Source organism: Vagococcus allomyrinae, assembly GCF_017829975.1.
Classification (GTDB): domain Bacteria; phylum Bacillota; class Bacilli; order Lactobacillales; family Vagococcaceae; genus Vagococcus_D; species Vagococcus_D allomyrinae.
This window is the reverse complement of sequence record NZ_JAEEGA010000002.1, coordinates 184,371-201,111: the sequence shown is the minus strand read 5'-3', so window position 1 is coordinate 201,111 and position 16,741 is coordinate 184,371. Positions and strand designations below refer to the sequence as shown.

Genomic DNA, 16,741 nt, shown 5'->3' with positions numbered 1-16,741 from the left:
CAATTTGAGCGGTGGCGGTAGTCAGAGTGATGAAGGAACAGGTCTTGTTTTTAAGGAGAAGCCGATTTTGTCAGTACTTGAGACGATTAATTTAATGTTAGGCTTTGGTATGTTTACCATTGCCTTAGTTAAATTGGTTGTGGAATTGCTAAAAAAGACAAAAAAATAACCAGTCATTAACTTTTGGCCAAGTTAACTGGTTATTTTTTTACTTGATAACAAAGCCACCATCTTAAATGGTGCTAGCTTTTTCCTAAAAGGGGAGTTGTTTGCGCAACTCCTCTTTTCTACTCTATTATACCAAAAGCCGGTATGAATTACCACAAATAGAGAGTTTGAGTTTACCCGAAATATCTTTAAAATCTGTGGAGAAAAATAGCCCCAAGTTATGTTAAAGTAAAGTCGCCTAAAACAAATACTTAATAACAAGAGCTGACTACATTTTATCATGAAATGGACAGAAATATACCAAGCCAAACAGGCTATTTACACAATTAGTCACCAGTTAACTGAAAATTTACCAAAACCACAACAAAAATTTGTTCATGACGTATTATTTGGCATTGGAAAACCCAAGTCGAATAGACAATAAGCATATGCTGTCAAAGAAACCCTCAGGCAAACTCGCCTGAGGGTTTCTTGTTTTGCCTTATATAGAAGAAAGTGTTACTTGCTCTGCCGCCATTTTAGTTAAAGTATCATAATAGTAATCATGTAGCATGGTCATTTCTTCTGCGCAGATATCAAAGGGAATACAGAAACAATCTGTTTCAATCTCAATATCGTTAATTTCGGTGATAACTAAATCATAAGAGTCATTCAACTCTTCTGGTGTATCTTCGAAAATACTGTCCACTAAGGTCACATCGAATTGATGTTCAAAGGCTGTTTTAAGAATATTAAAATTGTTGATGGTGATGAGATGATTGTAGTGACCATAAAGGGCTACTTTTAGTTTGGGCTGTGACGTACGAGCAATGGTATAAAAATCCTCAGTGGAACTTAAGGTATAATAGAGAAGAGACGCATAGCTAATCTGACAGATATCAGAAAATTCTTTTACTATCTTAGAAACAATCAGATAGACATATGGAATCGATTGTTTAATTTGGTTCAATAAAAACTTATTGTGATTTTCAATCATTGGCAGATTGTAGGCTTCTGTCAGGGAAATATTATACAATCTGAAGATAGCATCTTCTTTTGACGTGAAGTTAATGTTTAGCTCTTTTTCAATGCGATTCATCAGTTGACGGTAATTATCAAGATCCTGCTTTAAACGAGGTGAGGTTTCTGCCAGAGACAAAAGTTCTTCCAGTGAAAAGCAGAGAAAATGTTCTTCACTTGGCCGATAGATATCTGAGAAAAAATCGTAAGACTCTGATAACTCCGCAAGGGCGGAAAGCTTCCTATTAAATTCAAGGGCTGCAGGTTGGTCAGACAACTCTGAATGGTCATAGCGATTAGCATTATCTTGTTTTAATCGGTGTACTCGTACAGTTGAATATAGACTTAATATATTCCGATTCATCGGAGGGACAAAAGCGTCCAATGCTTTGTACATCTGTACCGATGCGCTATTAACGTTTCTAATTAATTCTTTATCAAGTGGCAAATTGTTCTCATATTTAGCTCGGAGGTAACTGATATAGAATATTGTGATATTTTTTTCATCACCGACTAGCTTAATTGGTGAAAGAGCAATCTGGAAATTCAGTTTTTTGATCACTTGATTAATGTGCTTGATCGCTTTGTTAACTACATGGGAACTAGAGTACAATTCATCAGCTAGTTCTTCACTAGAATCATAGGTATTAAAAAAAATTGCTTCCAAAATGGTAAACTCTATGCTTTCCGACATTAACATGGAATAAATATATTTTAAAGAATATTTAACAGGAATAAGTAAGCGAATACCTGTTTTTTTTGATGATTCAATGCAAATTGGCGCTAGATGAACGTTCAAATATTTAATATCTTCTCTTAGGGTGCGTTCGTTATAGTGGGTTGCTTTGCTTAGTTCTTGCAAGGTGACCCAGTCTTTATGGTAAAGATAGGTAATCATGTCAAGCATTCGTAACCCTCTTCTTCCTAATAGTTTTTTCATATTTTCCCCCATATGTTCATTTTTAGTTCGTTATTAACAATAATTGTGCATTGACATCATTAATTGCTGTCATAATCGTCGAATTAGCTACAATAAACAATCTTAAAGGCTGTAGTCAACAGGATAATACTAGTTTATTAAGCAAAATATCCTACATTATAGTCGATAAAATAACAACCTGTTAGTTATCTTTGATAATGTCATTATATACTATTTTTAGTTTAAGGGAAGTCAATTATTGAAGGTATATTCACTAAAAAATGACACGATTTAGCCTGGATTATTTGAAAAAAAGTTTATATAAAATAGAATTAAGCCATATCTGACAAGGTCTCAGAGCTAGTTCTTCCGATTGAACGGAAAAAACAATAATGATTCGAATTGTGAAACCCTGTAGTATGTGTGGTAGATCAGTTGAAGGGCATTTACATGAACCCCATCCGATAATTAAGTTATCTGATGGGTATCTTAAAGTTTATCTGTTCATTTATTTTTAGTTAATGGACGATGTGAACTGACTTATTTCAGAAATACAAGGTTGAAAGGAGGCGTAATGAAAGATGATTGGTTATTCCTATTATTTATCTTTGACAGACAAACGAAAATTAGAAGCGGCTGGCTGTGAGTTAATTGTTTCTGGAAAAAAAGAACTAACAGAATTTGAATCTTTCAAACATTTTTTGGCTGAGTACGGTCATGAAAATATTGTGTTGGTTAGTTTAGAGAGTATCGGAAAAAAATACACACTCCTCCAATTAGGCACAGTGATTACTGAGATTGTAGAAAGAGACATTTCTGTTCAATTTATCGATTTATGTTTATGGGACGAAACAGAAATTAATCATTATTACTCAGTCATTTTAGCTCTGGTTGAACGAGAACGGGCAGCTAGTAGACAGCGGGTGATAGATGGGTTGGATCGTGTTCGTAAGAAAGGCGTTCAGCAAGGTCGTCCACCAGTCGATCAAGGGATTATTACTTCTATTCGGCAATGCTATGAAAAAGAACGAATGTCCATGAGAGCCATTGCTGATAAATTTAATGTTTCGGTTGGGACTGTTCATAAGTATAGCAAGGAACTGTAAGTGAACAGAAGCCAACTCATTAGCATAAAGCTTCGAAGTAATAAAGAATAAAGGAGGTTAGAGATGGGAAGACGATAGAGATAGCGATAAATTGAGCCGCCTTCTAAAAAAGGACGGTAAAATAATGTGAAGTTGTTCGTTATTAGGTAGCTTATACACTAAATGCTGAGCAGTAGTGTTCGAGTGAATGCATGAACAACATGTCATTTGTGGCTATCAAAAATTCTTCCTATAAGATAAGTAAACCGTTAAAGAAGGAGGGAAGCAATGACTTATTTGAAAAAAATCTCACTCTCATTGGGAGTCGTCCTACTACTGTTAATTGGAGGTGGGACAAGCAGTTTGGCGTCAGATGTGACAGTTAAGGCAGGGATTGAATTTACTGAACTACCAACAGACAGTTCTGAGCCGGCGCCAAGTTCGACAGGTGCCACCAGCGAACCGCCTGCAAAAGTGTTATCCAAATTACCTCAAACAGGCAGCACCGTTTCCCGAGGGAGTATCGGCATAGGGGCAATCTTGTTGGTCGCCTGTTTGCTATTGGGACGTTATAAATGGTCAAGGAGGTCGCTATGAAAAAGATATTATTACTACTATCTCTTGTTTCTGTCTGGCCGCTAACTGGCCATGCCCAAGATGTCGACGGTAAAGCCGAGACGGAATTTCAAGCAAATGATGGCACAGTCTCACCGGTTGACCCAGACGAAGGTAATGAAGTGATCCCGATTTATCCGCCAACCAATGGTCCACTTAGTCTGAGTTATGCCGCAGATTTAGAATTTGGTAGTCATAAGTTTAATGGCAAAGAGACCACCTTTTTGGCTGAAAACTATACGGTCACCCAAGTGGCGACTAACAAGGCCAAACAATACCCACCCTTTGTGCAAATTAATGATTTAAGAGGGAGCGGGGCTGGTTGGACGTTAGCCGTCAAACAAAATAGCCCACTGGCAAAAGAGAACGGCGTGGAGATTGCTAACAGTCAGTTTAAGATTTCGGCAATTAGCGCTGACTCACCTCATGGTATGACCCAGAAACCAAGTACCTTGTATAGTAAAAACGTCTTAAATAATGGTGAAACAGTACCGATTATCACTGCAAAAGATGGGGAAGGCATGGGAACTTGGACGATCTTTTTAGGGGATATGGCCAGTAAGAACCCAGAACTATCAGTGCCACTGAAATCAGTGAAAGAAACAGGGCGCTACCAAACGTCGTTAACATGGATTTTGCAGGATGTTTTATAACATCCTATAAAAATAAATCAAAAAAAAAGGGGAAAACACTCATGATTAAATTAAGTAAATTAGCCTTAATCTCAGCCATTGTGCTTGGTGGGCTATATAGTACGACAGTTTCTGTGTCGGCAAACACGGTTGATGGAAAAGCTGATGTGGAGTTTCTGCCAGCAGACCCAACCAAACCAGTTGATCCGACGGATCCAGAAGATCCAGATCCAAAACCAGTGAAACCAGTGGATCCAGAAGATCCAAATCCACCGGTATACCCAGGTGGAGCCTTGCGTTTAAACCATATCCCAACCTTCCAGTTTGGTAAAAATAACATTGTCTCAGGTGATGGTAACTTTAAAGCTTACTTTGAAACGGTGATTGACGATGAAACCAATGTCAAAACCAAAAAAGCCAGCTATGTGGAAGTCGCAGACGAAACGGGGTCTTCAAAAGGCTGGACAGTGACGGTTAACAGTGACGGTGTTTTTAAATCAGCTAAAGGCAATATCAATGCTGGCATTACCTTAACGAATGCAAGCGTTCGTGGGATTTTGGGCATGGAAACCAAACCGGAAGTAGCACCAACCACACAAGAAACCATTCAAATTGGCTATGAATCACTTGGGAATGCGGAAGTCATGAAAGCAGACGCAGGCAAAGGCTATAATAAATGGCAAGTCCGTTGGGGCCACTCTGATACGGCGATTAAAGGGGACGGGGAAGAAAACCGTAATCCTGCTGTTTCATTGTTTGTACCAAAAGGGCAACAAGTCATGGCTGATGCTAAATACACGGCTAAAGTCGTGTGGACGTTACAACAAGGGTTATAAAAAGGGAAAAGGGGCTTATTACGATGAAAAAAAGGTTATTATTAGCAGGTTTGTCAATTTGTGCTGCAACTGTTTTAGGGGTGACTCAAGCAGACGCAACCAGTACTGAAGGGGTTATTAACTTTAAAACCAGTACTGACCAAACAGGGGAATTGATCAAGCCAGATACGGAAGACGAAGTGATTACGTCAGAGGACGGTAATTTTTCAACAGGTCTATTACGTTTACAATTTGTACCTAACTTTAACTTCTTGGAGCAAGAAATTAAAGTCGGACCAGCAACTTACAATCCGAAGATGACGACTTATCAATACGCGGATGTGGCGAAACCTGGCGATCAAGCGATCCCACAATTTGTACAAGTAACCGATAGCCGTGGGTTAAACGAAGGCTGGACATTAGACGTTCATGCCACAGAGTTTGCCTCTGCCACAAATTCATTGGAGTTTGCGCAAATCGAGTTTACTCAAAGCAAATTGTTTAACACGGTTTACGATAATGTTAACAGCCGCGTCTCAGCTTTTGATGGGGAAGCTACAGCTAAAGTATCATTGGATTCAGCTGCTAAAACGCGCGTATTAGCAACCAATGACAACACAAGTGCGTCAACAACAAACGGCTCACAAACGTCTCTAGTCTTTAATAATGACTATGACAAAGAGCAAACCTACGGTTTAACTGATACTAATCCAGGCGTTAAATTTATTAAAACAAACAAAGACACACCAGTTGCTGGGGAACAGTACAAGTCAACGATTACGTGGACATTAACAGCTGGTATCTAAAAACGAAAAAGGGGAAATTATGATGAAAAACAAACTATCAACATTACTAACATTAACGATCTGTGCAAGTATTTTAGGAGCGGCGACACCGGCTTTTGCTGGCGAAGTAGGCTCAGAAACAACAACGGGGAAAGTTGAATTTACAACAGATGATGATGAAACAGGAACAATTGTTAAGCCCGATGAAGAAGGTGAAGACGATGAAGTGATTACCATCCCAGAAGAAGAGGGAACAACTGGTTCTGGCCCGTTGCGTATTCAATTTGTGCCAGCCTTTAGTTTTGTAGCACCTGCAGGAATTTCAACCGAACTTAAAACCTATGATGCTAAGTTAACTAAGTATAATGCCGATGGAAAAATGCCAGCTTTCGTTCAGGTAACGAATAATTCTGGTGAAAACCCAACGTGGAATTTAAAAGCAAAAGCCTCTGTCTTTAAGAATGGAGATCATGAGTTAACGGGAGCTTCAATTAATTTTAATGGCTCAACTTTGACAACAACTGGGTTTAATACAGCAAATGCCAACACTAAGCTTAACAAGCAAAGTGCGACAACTTTAGTAGCAGGTGATGAAGATTCAACTGTCTCTGTTTTGTCTGCCAAAGCTGGAGCTGATACAAATGGTCAGCAATTATCCAATGTCTTCCAAGATGACTATAAAATTGCCGATGACTATGATGGTCAAACAACGACAACGGGTGTTCAACTGATTAAGCCAGCCGGGATTGCACCTAAAAAAGGGACTTACACGTCTACCATTACGTGGACATTAGAGGACGGCATTTAATCAGAGTTAACTGACTTAACGTTAAGTTAAGCGAATATTCCAGCGATACTTAGGTGGAAAATGGTTCAATAACAACTGTTTTCGAACTCTGTTTTTTCACCTAATGTCGATGGTCAGAGAAAACTAACATAAAAAAATAATTTATAAGGGGAAACATCACATGAAAAAATCAATTTTAGCAGCAGGAATTTGCGCCTTAGTCTTAGCAGGAGGTTACACTGCTAACGCTGCAGAAGAAACTACCTCACTTAATACCGAAGGTAAAGTTCAATTTAGCCCAGAAGGCGATGACTCAACTGGTGAAGTTCACACACCAAATGAAGATGGCGAAGAAGGGGAAGACCCAGAAGTGATTGAATTGCCTGGTCAAGGAAATGGTGGCACTGGAGCTCTTAGAATTCAGTTTGTCCCTAACTTATTCTTTAAAACCGAAGAATCAAAAGCAGCTCGCAGCGTGTCAAACGTTAACGTTTTGAAATACAACCTTAAAGGTGAAGCCGCTGAAAGTGATATCGCCCCATTTGTCCAAGTATCAGATGGTCGCGGGTTAACGGGGGAAGCTGCGAAATGGGATTTAACGGTTAAAGCAACACCGTTTACCGCAACAGGAGCTGATTTACCAGGTGGTACGCATGTTTTAACAAACAGCACAATCGTCTTTGGTGGGTCGACTTTAACGTCAGATTATATGACGTCTGCTAAAGCAGCCGAAAGAATTACGGGTCAAGAAGACTTAGCCAAAACAGGCTTAGCAACTAATGGCACAGCATCCGTTTCAGTAATGAAAACTCAAGCCGGTAAAGATACCAATGGTTATCAGGTATCAAACGTCTTCCATGATGGGTATGAAAAAGGTGCCACAACTTATGCAGACGGCAACACTGCCGGTGTTCAGTTTGTGAAACCTGCTGGAATCGCGCCATACACAGGTGTTGATTATACATCTACCTTAACTTGGACCTTAACGTCTGGGATTTAATAAAAAAGAAAAGAGGAGATCAATTATGAAAAAATTAGTGACAGGAATGTTGTTAACAACTGCTATATTAGGGGCTGCCTTTGAAGCCAGTGCCGCAACTGTCGAAACACAAGGTGATGTGATTTTTAAAACACAAGGGGATACGTCAACAGGAGAGGTTACCAAACCTGAAACAGAAGACGAGATCATTGTGCCAGAGATACCTAATGGTTCAAAAGGAACCCTAAGAGTCAATCACATTTCCGATTATCACTTTGGTGAAATCGAAATTAAATCTGATAGCTATACGGTTGACGCCTTGATGGATCGTTATGTTGATAAAGATGACGCAACCAATACAAAAAAAGACATCTCTCACTACATTCAAGTGGAAGACGTTCGTGGCGAACAAAAAGGCTGGACACTAAGTGTTAAAGCTAACCCGTTTACCCCAGAAGGTGGCGGTAAAGCTTTGGAGCAAACCTATATCGAGTTAACTCAAGCCAAGTTGTCCAACACACGAATGAGTGGAACGGATATTGCTGGTGCGGTTAACGTCTTTGACGGCGCAGCGTCTAAAAACCTGACACTAGGACAATCAGTTGAAATCATGAGCACAAAAGCCGGTAAAAATACCGACAGTTCTAAAACGTCATTGGTATTCAATGAGTCTTATACAGAAGCTAATCCAGCAGCTGGTGCCACTTCTCGTGAAGGTGAAACAGGTCAATATAACCCAGGAGTTAAATTACATGCTATTGGGACAGATGAAAAATTAGTAGGCAAAACCTATGTAGCAAAATTAGAGTGGACATTGGCTGACGGGATTTAATACTTTTAGTATAAGAGGGATGAAAGGTGAATGAAGCAACGGGATTCGGTTTGACTTTCCACTAAATCTTTTTGCCAAAAAATAGGTTAATTAGACTCAATTATTGAGTCAATTGGGTTGGTAATTGAGGGTATACTTATTTTATCAACTAAACAATATAAGAGGATGTGGAAGTGGAATGATGAGAAAAATGAAGTTAACGTTTCGATTAGTCGTCGTAATGATCGCGGTGATGGTGGTTGGGATGATGCCAAAAGTTGCCAAGGCAGATTCGTCGCCAATTGCCGTTAAGGCGATTTTACCCGAGAATCAGTTTAAAAAAGATGTGTCGTTTTATTACTTGAAGATGTCTCCAGGGGCGAAACAGGAAATTGAATTACAACTCTTTAACTCTTCTGATCAAGAAGTAACAGCAGAGGTAGGCTTATCTTCTGCTACGACGAACGATAATGGGTTAATTGACTATAATCTCATGGAGAAAGAGATCGATAAAAGTTTGCTGTTCCCTTTTCCTTCGATCGCGTCAACACCAAAAGAAGTAAAAGTGCCAGCTCAATCGGATGTTAAAACAAAAATCCAGATTGAGATGCCAGCAGAAGAATACGACGGTATGATTTTAGGCGGCGTTAATGTTAAAACAAAGAAAACTGAAGATAAACAAACCGAAGACAAAAGTTCTCAAGGTGGTATGAAAATTGAGAATGAAATGACTTACTCAATTGGCGTTGTTTTAATTGAAAACGAAGAATTTGTCAAAACGGATATGAAGTTAAACAAAGTCTTTGCCAGTCAGATTATGGGGAATAATACGACGAAAGCAACCTTACAAAATCCGACATCAGCTGTCATGGAAGATGTCTCAATTGAAGCCAAAGTCATGAAAAAAGGCAGTAGCGATGTCTTGTATGAAGTAAAAAGCGATGGCTACCGGATGGCGCCGAATTCAGCTTTTGACTTTGGGATTCCAATTGGAAAAGAACGTTACCGAGCTGGGGAATATACGTTGAAGTTAGTAGCGGTTTCTGATCCAAAGGATGAAAAAGATGGCGAACGCCAGGAATGGACCTTCGAAGAAGACTTTGTGATTAAACGTGAAGAAGCGGATAAATTGAATGCCAAAGCCGTTGATTTACCGACTGATTATACGAAGTGGTACATTATTGGTGGTGTAGCATTGCTTGCCTTGATTCTGATTATTATCATGATTGTGGTAATTGTGAAGAAGAAAAAGCAGGAGCAAAAAAGAAAAGTCAGCAAAAATAAAAGTAAAAGCAAAAGCAAGAAGCGTAAAAAATAAACTAGGGCATAAGTGTTGAATCTGGAGTTTCCAGATTCACCTTGTGCTATAAGCGTAGTGAGAGGTATCATGTTAACTTCTCATAGCTGCTGATAGTTAATAAACAGACTTACTTGAACATAAGGGAATAAATATGCAAGAAAGGAGAACTGATAAAATGAAGAAAACAACTAAGAAGTGGTTGTTTTTAACTTTAGCTTCCTCTGTCTTTTTGGCTTCTAGTCAACTAGTTAAGGCAGAAAATCTGGATGAGGTGGGGGTTTTACAAACTCAAAACTCAGAAAATCAAAGCGACAATTCATCACTAATGTCTGATCCGCTAGAAGAGTTGAAGCAAAGGAATACAAGAAATGTCAATAATGTACCTGAGTTGGGCTTGAGTATCACGGATCTTTTTTACCCAGCTATTTCTCATGCTAACTCAGGGATTGCTTATCTTGACGAAGGAAGAACCCTTCAAATCACTAGTACTAACGGAAGCGAGTCTGGGGCGATTTGGAGTAAAAACCGGGTTAGTATGAAGTATGATTTTGATTTGAAGTCATATTTATATTTAGGTAATAGTCAAAAAAACGCTGGAGATGGTATGACTTTTACCTTACAAAATGATCCAAGAATGTCAGTGATTGAAACTTCTGATGATCCAGCAGATAAAGTGATTGGTCATATCGGACAAGGATTAGGAATTTATTCAGGTGATGGAGTGAGTCACAATAAATATGGCTCTCGTTATGTTCAAAACGCCTTTAGTATGGAGTTCGATCTATTTTTAAATGCGCGACCTACTTATCAGGAACATATGGATATGGATATGTCCAAGCTGTCATATGATCAACCAGGGAACGATGCATATAATAAATACAGAGGTCATATGGGATTTGTTCGACCACAGGCCTACCCAGGTAATAATCAACCGACCGTTGGTCAAGTATATCCTGCGCATCATCTTAGTCCGCAATTGGCAACAGCTTTTTTAAGTAACGGTTATTGGAAAGAGTATGAAATGACCTGGGATGCGGCAACCTTTACGCTTTCTTATACAGTCAGAGATGTGTTAAAAAATGCTGCTGGAACAATTGTGCCGCAAGCAACGAATGTCTACAAAAATTCCTATAAATTTAACAGTATGGAAGATGTTGCTCAAACTTTTGGTTATTCTGCTGAGGATGTGCTGGATGAAGAAGAGTTACTTAAAGTTCATTGGGGCTTTTCAGGAAGTACTGGTGGCTCTGTTGCGCAACAGGCCTTATCTATGTCACGGATGCCGGGATTGGAAAATGTATCGGTGAAATACGTGGATACTAAAGGTAATGAGTTAGCTGAAAGCCAAGAAAATATTGGTGAATTAGGCGAAGACTATACAATCACGCCAGACACTGAAACAGTTAATGAGATTCAAAGTAATGGTTATACCTTACTTGGGGTAGATGGTCAGTTGACTGGTAAGTATAAATATCAGGAAGATAGTGTTGTTACGCTAGTATTTGCGGAAAGCAAAGACCTTTTTACAGCGGAGCAAACGGTTAAAAATACTGCTGATGTTTCCATTGATAACGGTGAAATTAGCCAAGGTAAAAAAGCTAGCTATCTGTTGGATTTAAAACCAAATGCGATTTTCACTAATTATACAGGTGTGTCGACCAAGTATAAATCATTTACGATTGAGGAAGCTATTGATGCCAATTTAGAGAACGTAACAGAGCTCAAATTGACTGATGCTTTAGAGAATGAAGTTGGTACTGCGACGGTTGATGGCACGACAATTAAAGGTGAATTAGCTGATTCGGCTACTCCACTGGCTTTAGGGAATTTACGTTTAAGTTACAAAGCAGTGGTGAAGAAAAGCGCAGCTATTGGTTCTTTTGTGAGAGCAAAAGGAACGGCAGCGATCAACCTTCAGTCAACCATAGATCAATCGACGGTGGATCCCTATGTTTCTAGCTCGTCTGTTGCTTCCAATGAAGTTTCGACTAAAGTTATCGCAGGCACTGGTGAAGTTGAGGTTCAATATGTGGATCAAACCAACCAACCAATTAAAGATCCTGCTACACTAGATGGTGATATTGGTAGTGGTTATGATGCTACGAGTGAACTAGTGGCGATTGCCGATTATACCTATGTAGGAGATTCAGGCAATGTCACTGGTACTTATACTGAGGAAATCCAAACCGTTTACTTTAAGTATGTGGCGAATGCGGATGTTTATGGATTAACTCAGAAAGTATTTAATAGTAAGAAAGAGTCAATTGACGGTGGCAGTGTCAAGCAAGGAGAATCAGTTAGCTATGAATTAACCCTTTCTCTTGCAGAGAGTGTCAGTGGCTTGGCTTATAACTATCAGTCAGCTGTCTTTAGCCAAGTGATTGATGATAATTTAATGGATATCAAAAATATCAAATTAACAGATACTTCAGGAACGATTAGTGAAGTTGGTAGTCAAGTAGGCAATACTATTTCAGTTAGTTTACCTGAAAATACGGATCTAGCTGTTGCCAATAACTTAGTGTTGAGCTTTGAGGCAACCGTTAAGGAAACAACACCAGTTGATGAAAAGATTTATGAAGAAGGTACGGCTGATGTGCTGATTGCCATAGATGGTTTGACATCAACAACTGAGCTAACGTCCAATAAAGTAGTTACAACTGTTAAAGCTGGTCGTTTGGAATTTATTTCAGCACCAGCAAGTGTGACGATGGCGGAGAAGTTGAACTTGTCAACTCGAGAAAAAATCTATGACTTTGGCCTCAATGGTGAGAGCCCATTAGTCGTTCAAGATTTTCGTGATGCAGGGTCTCAGTGGCGAATGGAAGCAAGTGTCGTTAAAGACATGACTCATAAGACGGACACTAGTTCTGTCTTAACAGGTGGACTGATGTATGGTGATCAGGAGCTAACGACTCAGTCTAAAACGATTAAAAGCATGACAACTGAAGATAACGATGCTGTTAAAATTTCAGATGAGTGGCAACAAGGGAAAGGCCTTAGATTGAAGGTTAAACCAGGTGCTGCTAAATCAGGTGTCTATGAAGGAACAATCAGATGGACATTGATTGATGCCATTTAAAAAAACTGATCTCTTTTAGCAATTAAGGTTAAGAGGGAATGGGGAAAAGGTGAGTTCAGTCTAACTGAGTCTCACCTTTTTTTCTGTTATTAAGCTAGGCATTTATTTAGAAAATCACCTAAATCATTTGATACTTAAGGTTCTTTCATTATTATAATTGAAAAAAATCCAGCTATGTGAAGGTCAGCCATTTGCCGACGATCTGTTGACGATTCTTGAATAGGATTTATTCATTAAAGTTAAAGGGTTCTGCTTCTCTAGGATTTAAAACTTTGTAATTATCATAGTTACTGATCTAAAGGTATTACATTTTTTTGTAACTATATACATCATGTTAAATAATCAAACATATTGTTCCGCTTAATAATTCGCATAATCATCCGCCAAGAGTGGTACTTTCAGCTTTTTTCTGGCTGAAAGTTTAACGGTAAAGGATGATTATTTAATGGGAACTATATAATTGCGTATTAAGACTATTAGATACCTTTTTGTTTGTGTAGCGCTTGTTTTTATTGTTAAAGTGGTATACCAATTATTCTAAACAATTTAACGGTTCTTGCCTTGTTAAGTGATAATAAAAATAATGTACCTTAGTCGTAAATAGAATGACGATCATTTTGGAAAGTATCTAATTGACTCCCCACTGTTCAAAATGACAGGAAAGAAGAAGCCGATTTTGTCAGCACTTGAGACAATTAATTTAATTTTAGGCTTTGGTATGTTTACCATCGCCTTAGTTAAATTGGTTGTGGAACTGCTAAAAAAAGACAAAAAATAACCAGTCTATAACTTTGGCTAGTTAACTGGTTATTTTTTACCATTTTACGAAGCTACCATCTTAAATGGTGCTAGTTTTTTCCTCAAGAGGAGTTGTTTACGCAACTCCTCTTTACTATTCCATTATAGCAAAATTTAGGGCGAAATACCATAAATAACGCGTACTGAATGAAAATTCCATAGCCAAGAGGAAGAAAAAAATCAAAAAGTACCATTAGAAAAGTAGTTTAGCTATTAGACACACTTTGAGAGGAAGCTTTTTCAGTTTTGCTATCGTAAGACATTTCTTCTGAGCGGCGTAAGTAGCCAGAGCGAGGAAGGAATAAGTCTTGTTTTTTAATGAAAAAAACACTGATATAACAGCGCTTACACGGTGTGATAGCGAGAGGGAATTGACTAGTAAAGTTTGTGACGGTGGCTTATCCAGATAGGAGTTGATGCGTATGAGAATACACTCAAAATCTAGGAAAGGAGAGGCCAATTTTGTCAGCACTTGAGACGATTAATTTAATGTTAGGCTTTGGTATGTTTACCATTGCCTTAGTTAAATTGGTTGTGGAATTGCTAAAAAAAGACAAAAAAAATAACCAGTCCATAACTTTGGCTAGTTAACTGGTTATTTTTTACTAATTAATAAAGCCACCATCTTAAATGGTGCTAGCTTTTCCTCAAGAGGAGTTGTTTGCGCAACTCCTCTTCACTATTCCATTATAGCAAAATTTAGCACGAAATACCATAAATAACGCGTGCTGAATGAAAATTCCATAGCCAAGAGGAAGAAAAAAATCAAAAAGTACCATTAGAAAAGTAGTTTAGCTATTAGACACACTTTGAGAGGGAGCTTTTTCAGTTTTGCTATCGTAAGACATTTCTTCTGAGCGGCGTAAGTAGCCAGAGCGATGAAGGAATAAGTCTTGTTTTTTTATGGAGAAACACTGATATAACAGCGTTCACATGGTATAATAGTGAGAGGGAATTGACTAGTAAAGTTTGTGACGGTGGCTTATCCAGATAGGAGTTGATGCGTATGAGAATACACTCAAAATCTAGGAAAGGAGAAGCCGATTTTGTCAGCACTTGAGACAATTAATTTAATTTTAGGCTTTGGTATGTTTACCATTGCCTTAGTTAAATTGGTTGTGGAATTGCTAAAAAAAGACAAAAAAAAATAACCAGTCCATAACTTTAGCGGTTAACTGGTTATTTTTTCCACTTAACAAAGCCACCATCTTAAATGGTGCTAGCTTTTCCTCAAGAGGAGTTGTTTGCGCAACTCCTCTTTGCTATTCTATTATAACAAAAATCAGCATGAATTACCATAAATACAGATGTGCTAGTTTTAACTTTTGGTTTATTAATTTGGTTGCCATTTTATTTGTTGCTAGTGCTTGTTTTATCGTTGAATGACAGTGTCAGACTGGCTTCATCATTCAATTTGATTGAAGCATTACCAGTTGCGTTAAAATGCCTAGTTCAAATAGGAGTAGTTGTTGTGTAATGGTTATAGGGAATCTCTCCCTGTGAGTACGTGTCTGTTAAGGGCCTAAATGTAACACATGGGGGACTCCTTTTTATATGGTTAGAAAACTCCTGTTGCATCAGTTAGCTGTAGTTATGAAATTAGTTCGTTTACACGTACTTCACATTGGAAAAATGAACGTTTACTTTTTTGATTTTTTAGGGGCATCTTTTGCGTGAGCATTGACATTATTATTAATTTTCTAGGAGAAGTAAAAACCAGCTGTTCTGAGAAAATTGAGAAAAGTAATGAATACTAAACAAATTGATCAAAGGATTATTATACGAGGGACTATATATATTAATAATATCTATTGTCTTGATAAAAGGGTTCACGCCAAAGTGCGTTTATAAAAAAACTCTGAACTCAATTAAGAAAGACCTTGCTTCGTTTCTTTGTATAAAAATAATGATTTTCATATAGGAAAATCTACACTAGTTGATCGTTTTGTATGCTATATTGAACTTGCTATCAATCACAACCTATTAAAAGTACACTCTATAATTGCATCTCCATAATTTGTTGGTAGCAAACAGGCAGGCGCTCCTCATGCTAGTCTGTTTGTTTCGTTTTTCGTTTAACGCCCTTTATTGTTTCGTGATGACTATTATAACTAACTGTCTTAAAGCTAGATACAGTAATCAACCAAATTCAATTGGAATCATGGTTGTTTACTAATCTCTTTATTTCAGAGTGAAACTGATTTTTCGGCAAAATAATCAGTAAGAGAATGATTTAAGGGGAGAAGGTTTGGTGAAAAAGGTGCGATATCTTAAGCTATTTCTAAGAAGCAGTCTTCCAGTGGAAAAAGCTCTTTTTTCGTTTTGAAAAACTATACTTAGATGATGAATAATGGAAAACAAGATTAGCCTAACGTGGAACTCTTTACAAAGACAATCAAATGAGTCTGGTGCTATAATATAACTGTGCTAATTAATACAAGGATACGACTAAAATGATAGGAGGAGCTGTAATGAAACACATAAAAAAAGAGTTTATGCTTAACTGCAAGCCAGATAAGGCTTGGCAACTGATTATTGATCGAAGTAAATACGATCAATGGGCGGCCGCCTTTCAAGAGGGTTCAACTTATACTGGTGAAATGGGATTGAATGAAACTGTTTCATTTGTCGACAAAACAGGGAACGGTTTGGTTTCTAAAGTCGTTGTTTTTGAACCAGAAAAAGAGATCAAGTTTTCATTCTTAGGTGAAATGACTGATGGTAAATACAGCGAAGTTCCTGAATTTACTAATTGGCTTGAACATTATCTATTTGAGCCAGTGGGCAATCAAACTAAGATGCTTGTGGATGTTGTCATGGATGATCAGTATTATGATATGATGAATAATTTGTGGGATATTGCAGGAATTGAACTTGTAAAAATAAGTAATTAATGTAAGTTAAAACAAAGATTAAACCATGAGTTTGACAAAAAATTAAATGTAAAGATTCCCGATTATCCAGCC

The 16,741-nt window shown here is 38.0% G+C and carries 16 protein-coding genes; 15 read left to right on the top strand and 1 reads right to left on the bottom strand.

All coding sequences use genetic code 11. The annotated features are described in order from the left end of the window. Positions 1–64 precede the first annotated feature (64 nt). The gene (locus I6N95_RS26910; RefSeq protein WP_347340529.1) at positions 65–169 is read left to right on the top strand and encodes a putative holin-like toxin; all 105 of its coding nucleotides are present in this window, start codon (positions 65–67) and stop codon (positions 167–169) included. A gap of 480 nt (positions 170–649) precedes the next feature. On the opposite strand, the gene I6N95_RS03575 is transcribed toward I6N95_RS26910, so the two are convergent. After that, positions 650–2,107 carry an AcpB/EbpR/MafR family transcriptional regulator gene (locus I6N95_RS03575; RefSeq protein WP_209524982.1) on the bottom strand — a complete coding sequence of 486 codons (1,458 nt, stop codon included), beginning with the start codon at positions 2,105–2,107 and terminating at the stop codon, positions 650–652. Positions 2,108–2,667: 560 nt separating this feature from the next. On the opposite strand from I6N95_RS03575, the gene I6N95_RS03570 reads away from it, so the two are divergent. The 14 genes from I6N95_RS03570 (at position 2,668) to I6N95_RS03505 (ending at position 16,669) form a co-directional block, all read left to right on the top strand. After that, the gene (locus tag I6N95_RS03570; protein WP_209524981.1) at positions 2,668–3,192 is read left to right on the top strand and encodes a serine integrase family protein; all 525 of its coding nucleotides are present in this window, start codon (positions 2,668–2,670) and stop codon (positions 3,190–3,192) included. A 267-nt stretch (positions 3,193–3,459) separates the two neighbouring features. Beyond that, on the top strand, positions 3,460–3,768 hold the full coding sequence (locus I6N95_RS03565; RefSeq protein ID WP_209524980.1) for an EF2685/EF0750 family sortase-dependent surface protein: 309 nt from the start codon (positions 3,460–3,462) through the stop codon (positions 3,766–3,768). Continuing rightward, complete coding sequence (locus tag I6N95_RS03560; protein ID WP_209524979.1) at positions 3,765–4,439, top strand: WxL domain-containing protein; 675 nt, start codon at positions 3,765–3,767, stop codon at positions 4,437–4,439. The genes I6N95_RS03565 and I6N95_RS03560 overlap by 4 nt, the downstream gene beginning before the upstream one ends. A gap of 41 nt (positions 4,440–4,480) precedes the next feature. Then, positions 4,481–5,254: a WxL domain-containing protein gene (locus tag I6N95_RS03555; RefSeq protein WP_209524978.1), complete on the top strand. Its 774-nt coding sequence runs from the start codon at positions 4,481–4,483 to the stop codon at positions 5,252–5,254. 23 nt (positions 5,255–5,277) lie between these two features. Further along, positions 5,278–6,039 carry a WxL domain-containing protein gene (locus tag I6N95_RS03550; RefSeq protein ID WP_209524977.1) on the top strand — a complete coding sequence of 254 codons (762 nt, stop codon included), beginning with the start codon at positions 5,278–5,280 and terminating at the stop codon, positions 6,037–6,039. A 22-nt stretch (positions 6,040–6,061) separates the two neighbouring features. Further along, entirely contained in the window at positions 6,062–6,826 is a 765-nt protein-coding gene (locus I6N95_RS03545; RefSeq protein WP_209524976.1) for a WxL domain-containing protein, read from the top strand. A gap of 160 nt (positions 6,827–6,986) precedes the next feature. Continuing rightward, on the top strand, positions 6,987–7,805 hold the full coding sequence (locus I6N95_RS03540) for a WxL domain-containing protein (RefSeq protein WP_209524975.1): 819 nt from the start codon (positions 6,987–6,989) through the stop codon (positions 7,803–7,805). Between the two features lie 25 nt (positions 7,806–7,830). After that, the gene (locus I6N95_RS03535) at positions 7,831–8,616 is read left to right on the top strand and encodes a WxL domain-containing protein (RefSeq protein ID WP_209524974.1); all 786 of its coding nucleotides are present in this window, start codon (positions 7,831–7,833) and stop codon (positions 8,614–8,616) included. A gap of 181 nt (positions 8,617–8,797) precedes the next feature. Then, on the top strand, positions 8,798–9,913 hold the full coding sequence (locus I6N95_RS03530; protein ID WP_209524973.1) for a WxLIP family cell surface protein: 1,116 nt from the start codon (positions 8,798–8,800) through the stop codon (positions 9,911–9,913). A 157-nt stretch (positions 9,914–10,070) separates the two neighbouring features. Next, positions 10,071–12,977, top strand: a complete 2,907-nt coding sequence (locus I6N95_RS03525) for a lectin-like domain-containing protein (protein WP_209524972.1) — start codon at positions 10,071–10,073, stop codon at positions 12,975–12,977. Between the two features lie 652 nt (positions 12,978–13,629). Then, entirely contained in the window at positions 13,630–13,755 is a 126-nt protein-coding gene (locus I6N95_RS03520) for a putative holin-like toxin (RefSeq protein WP_209524971.1), read from the top strand. 479 nt (positions 13,756–14,234) lie between these two features. Beyond that, positions 14,235–14,366 (top strand): putative holin-like toxin, encoded by a 132-nt coding sequence (locus I6N95_RS03515; protein WP_209525425.1) that lies wholly within the window; start codon positions 14,235–14,237, stop codon positions 14,364–14,366. A gap of 452 nt (positions 14,367–14,818) precedes the next feature. After that, positions 14,819–14,926, top strand: coding sequence for a putative holin-like toxin (locus I6N95_RS03510; RefSeq protein WP_209525423.1), 108 nt, complete (start codon positions 14,819–14,821; stop codon positions 14,924–14,926). 1,320 nt (positions 14,927–16,246) lie between these two features. Then, the gene (locus tag I6N95_RS03505; RefSeq protein WP_209524970.1) at positions 16,247–16,669 is read left to right on the top strand and encodes an SRPBCC family protein; all 423 of its coding nucleotides are present in this window, start codon (positions 16,247–16,249) and stop codon (positions 16,667–16,669) included. The last annotated feature ends 72 nt before the right edge of the window (positions 16,670–16,741 follow it).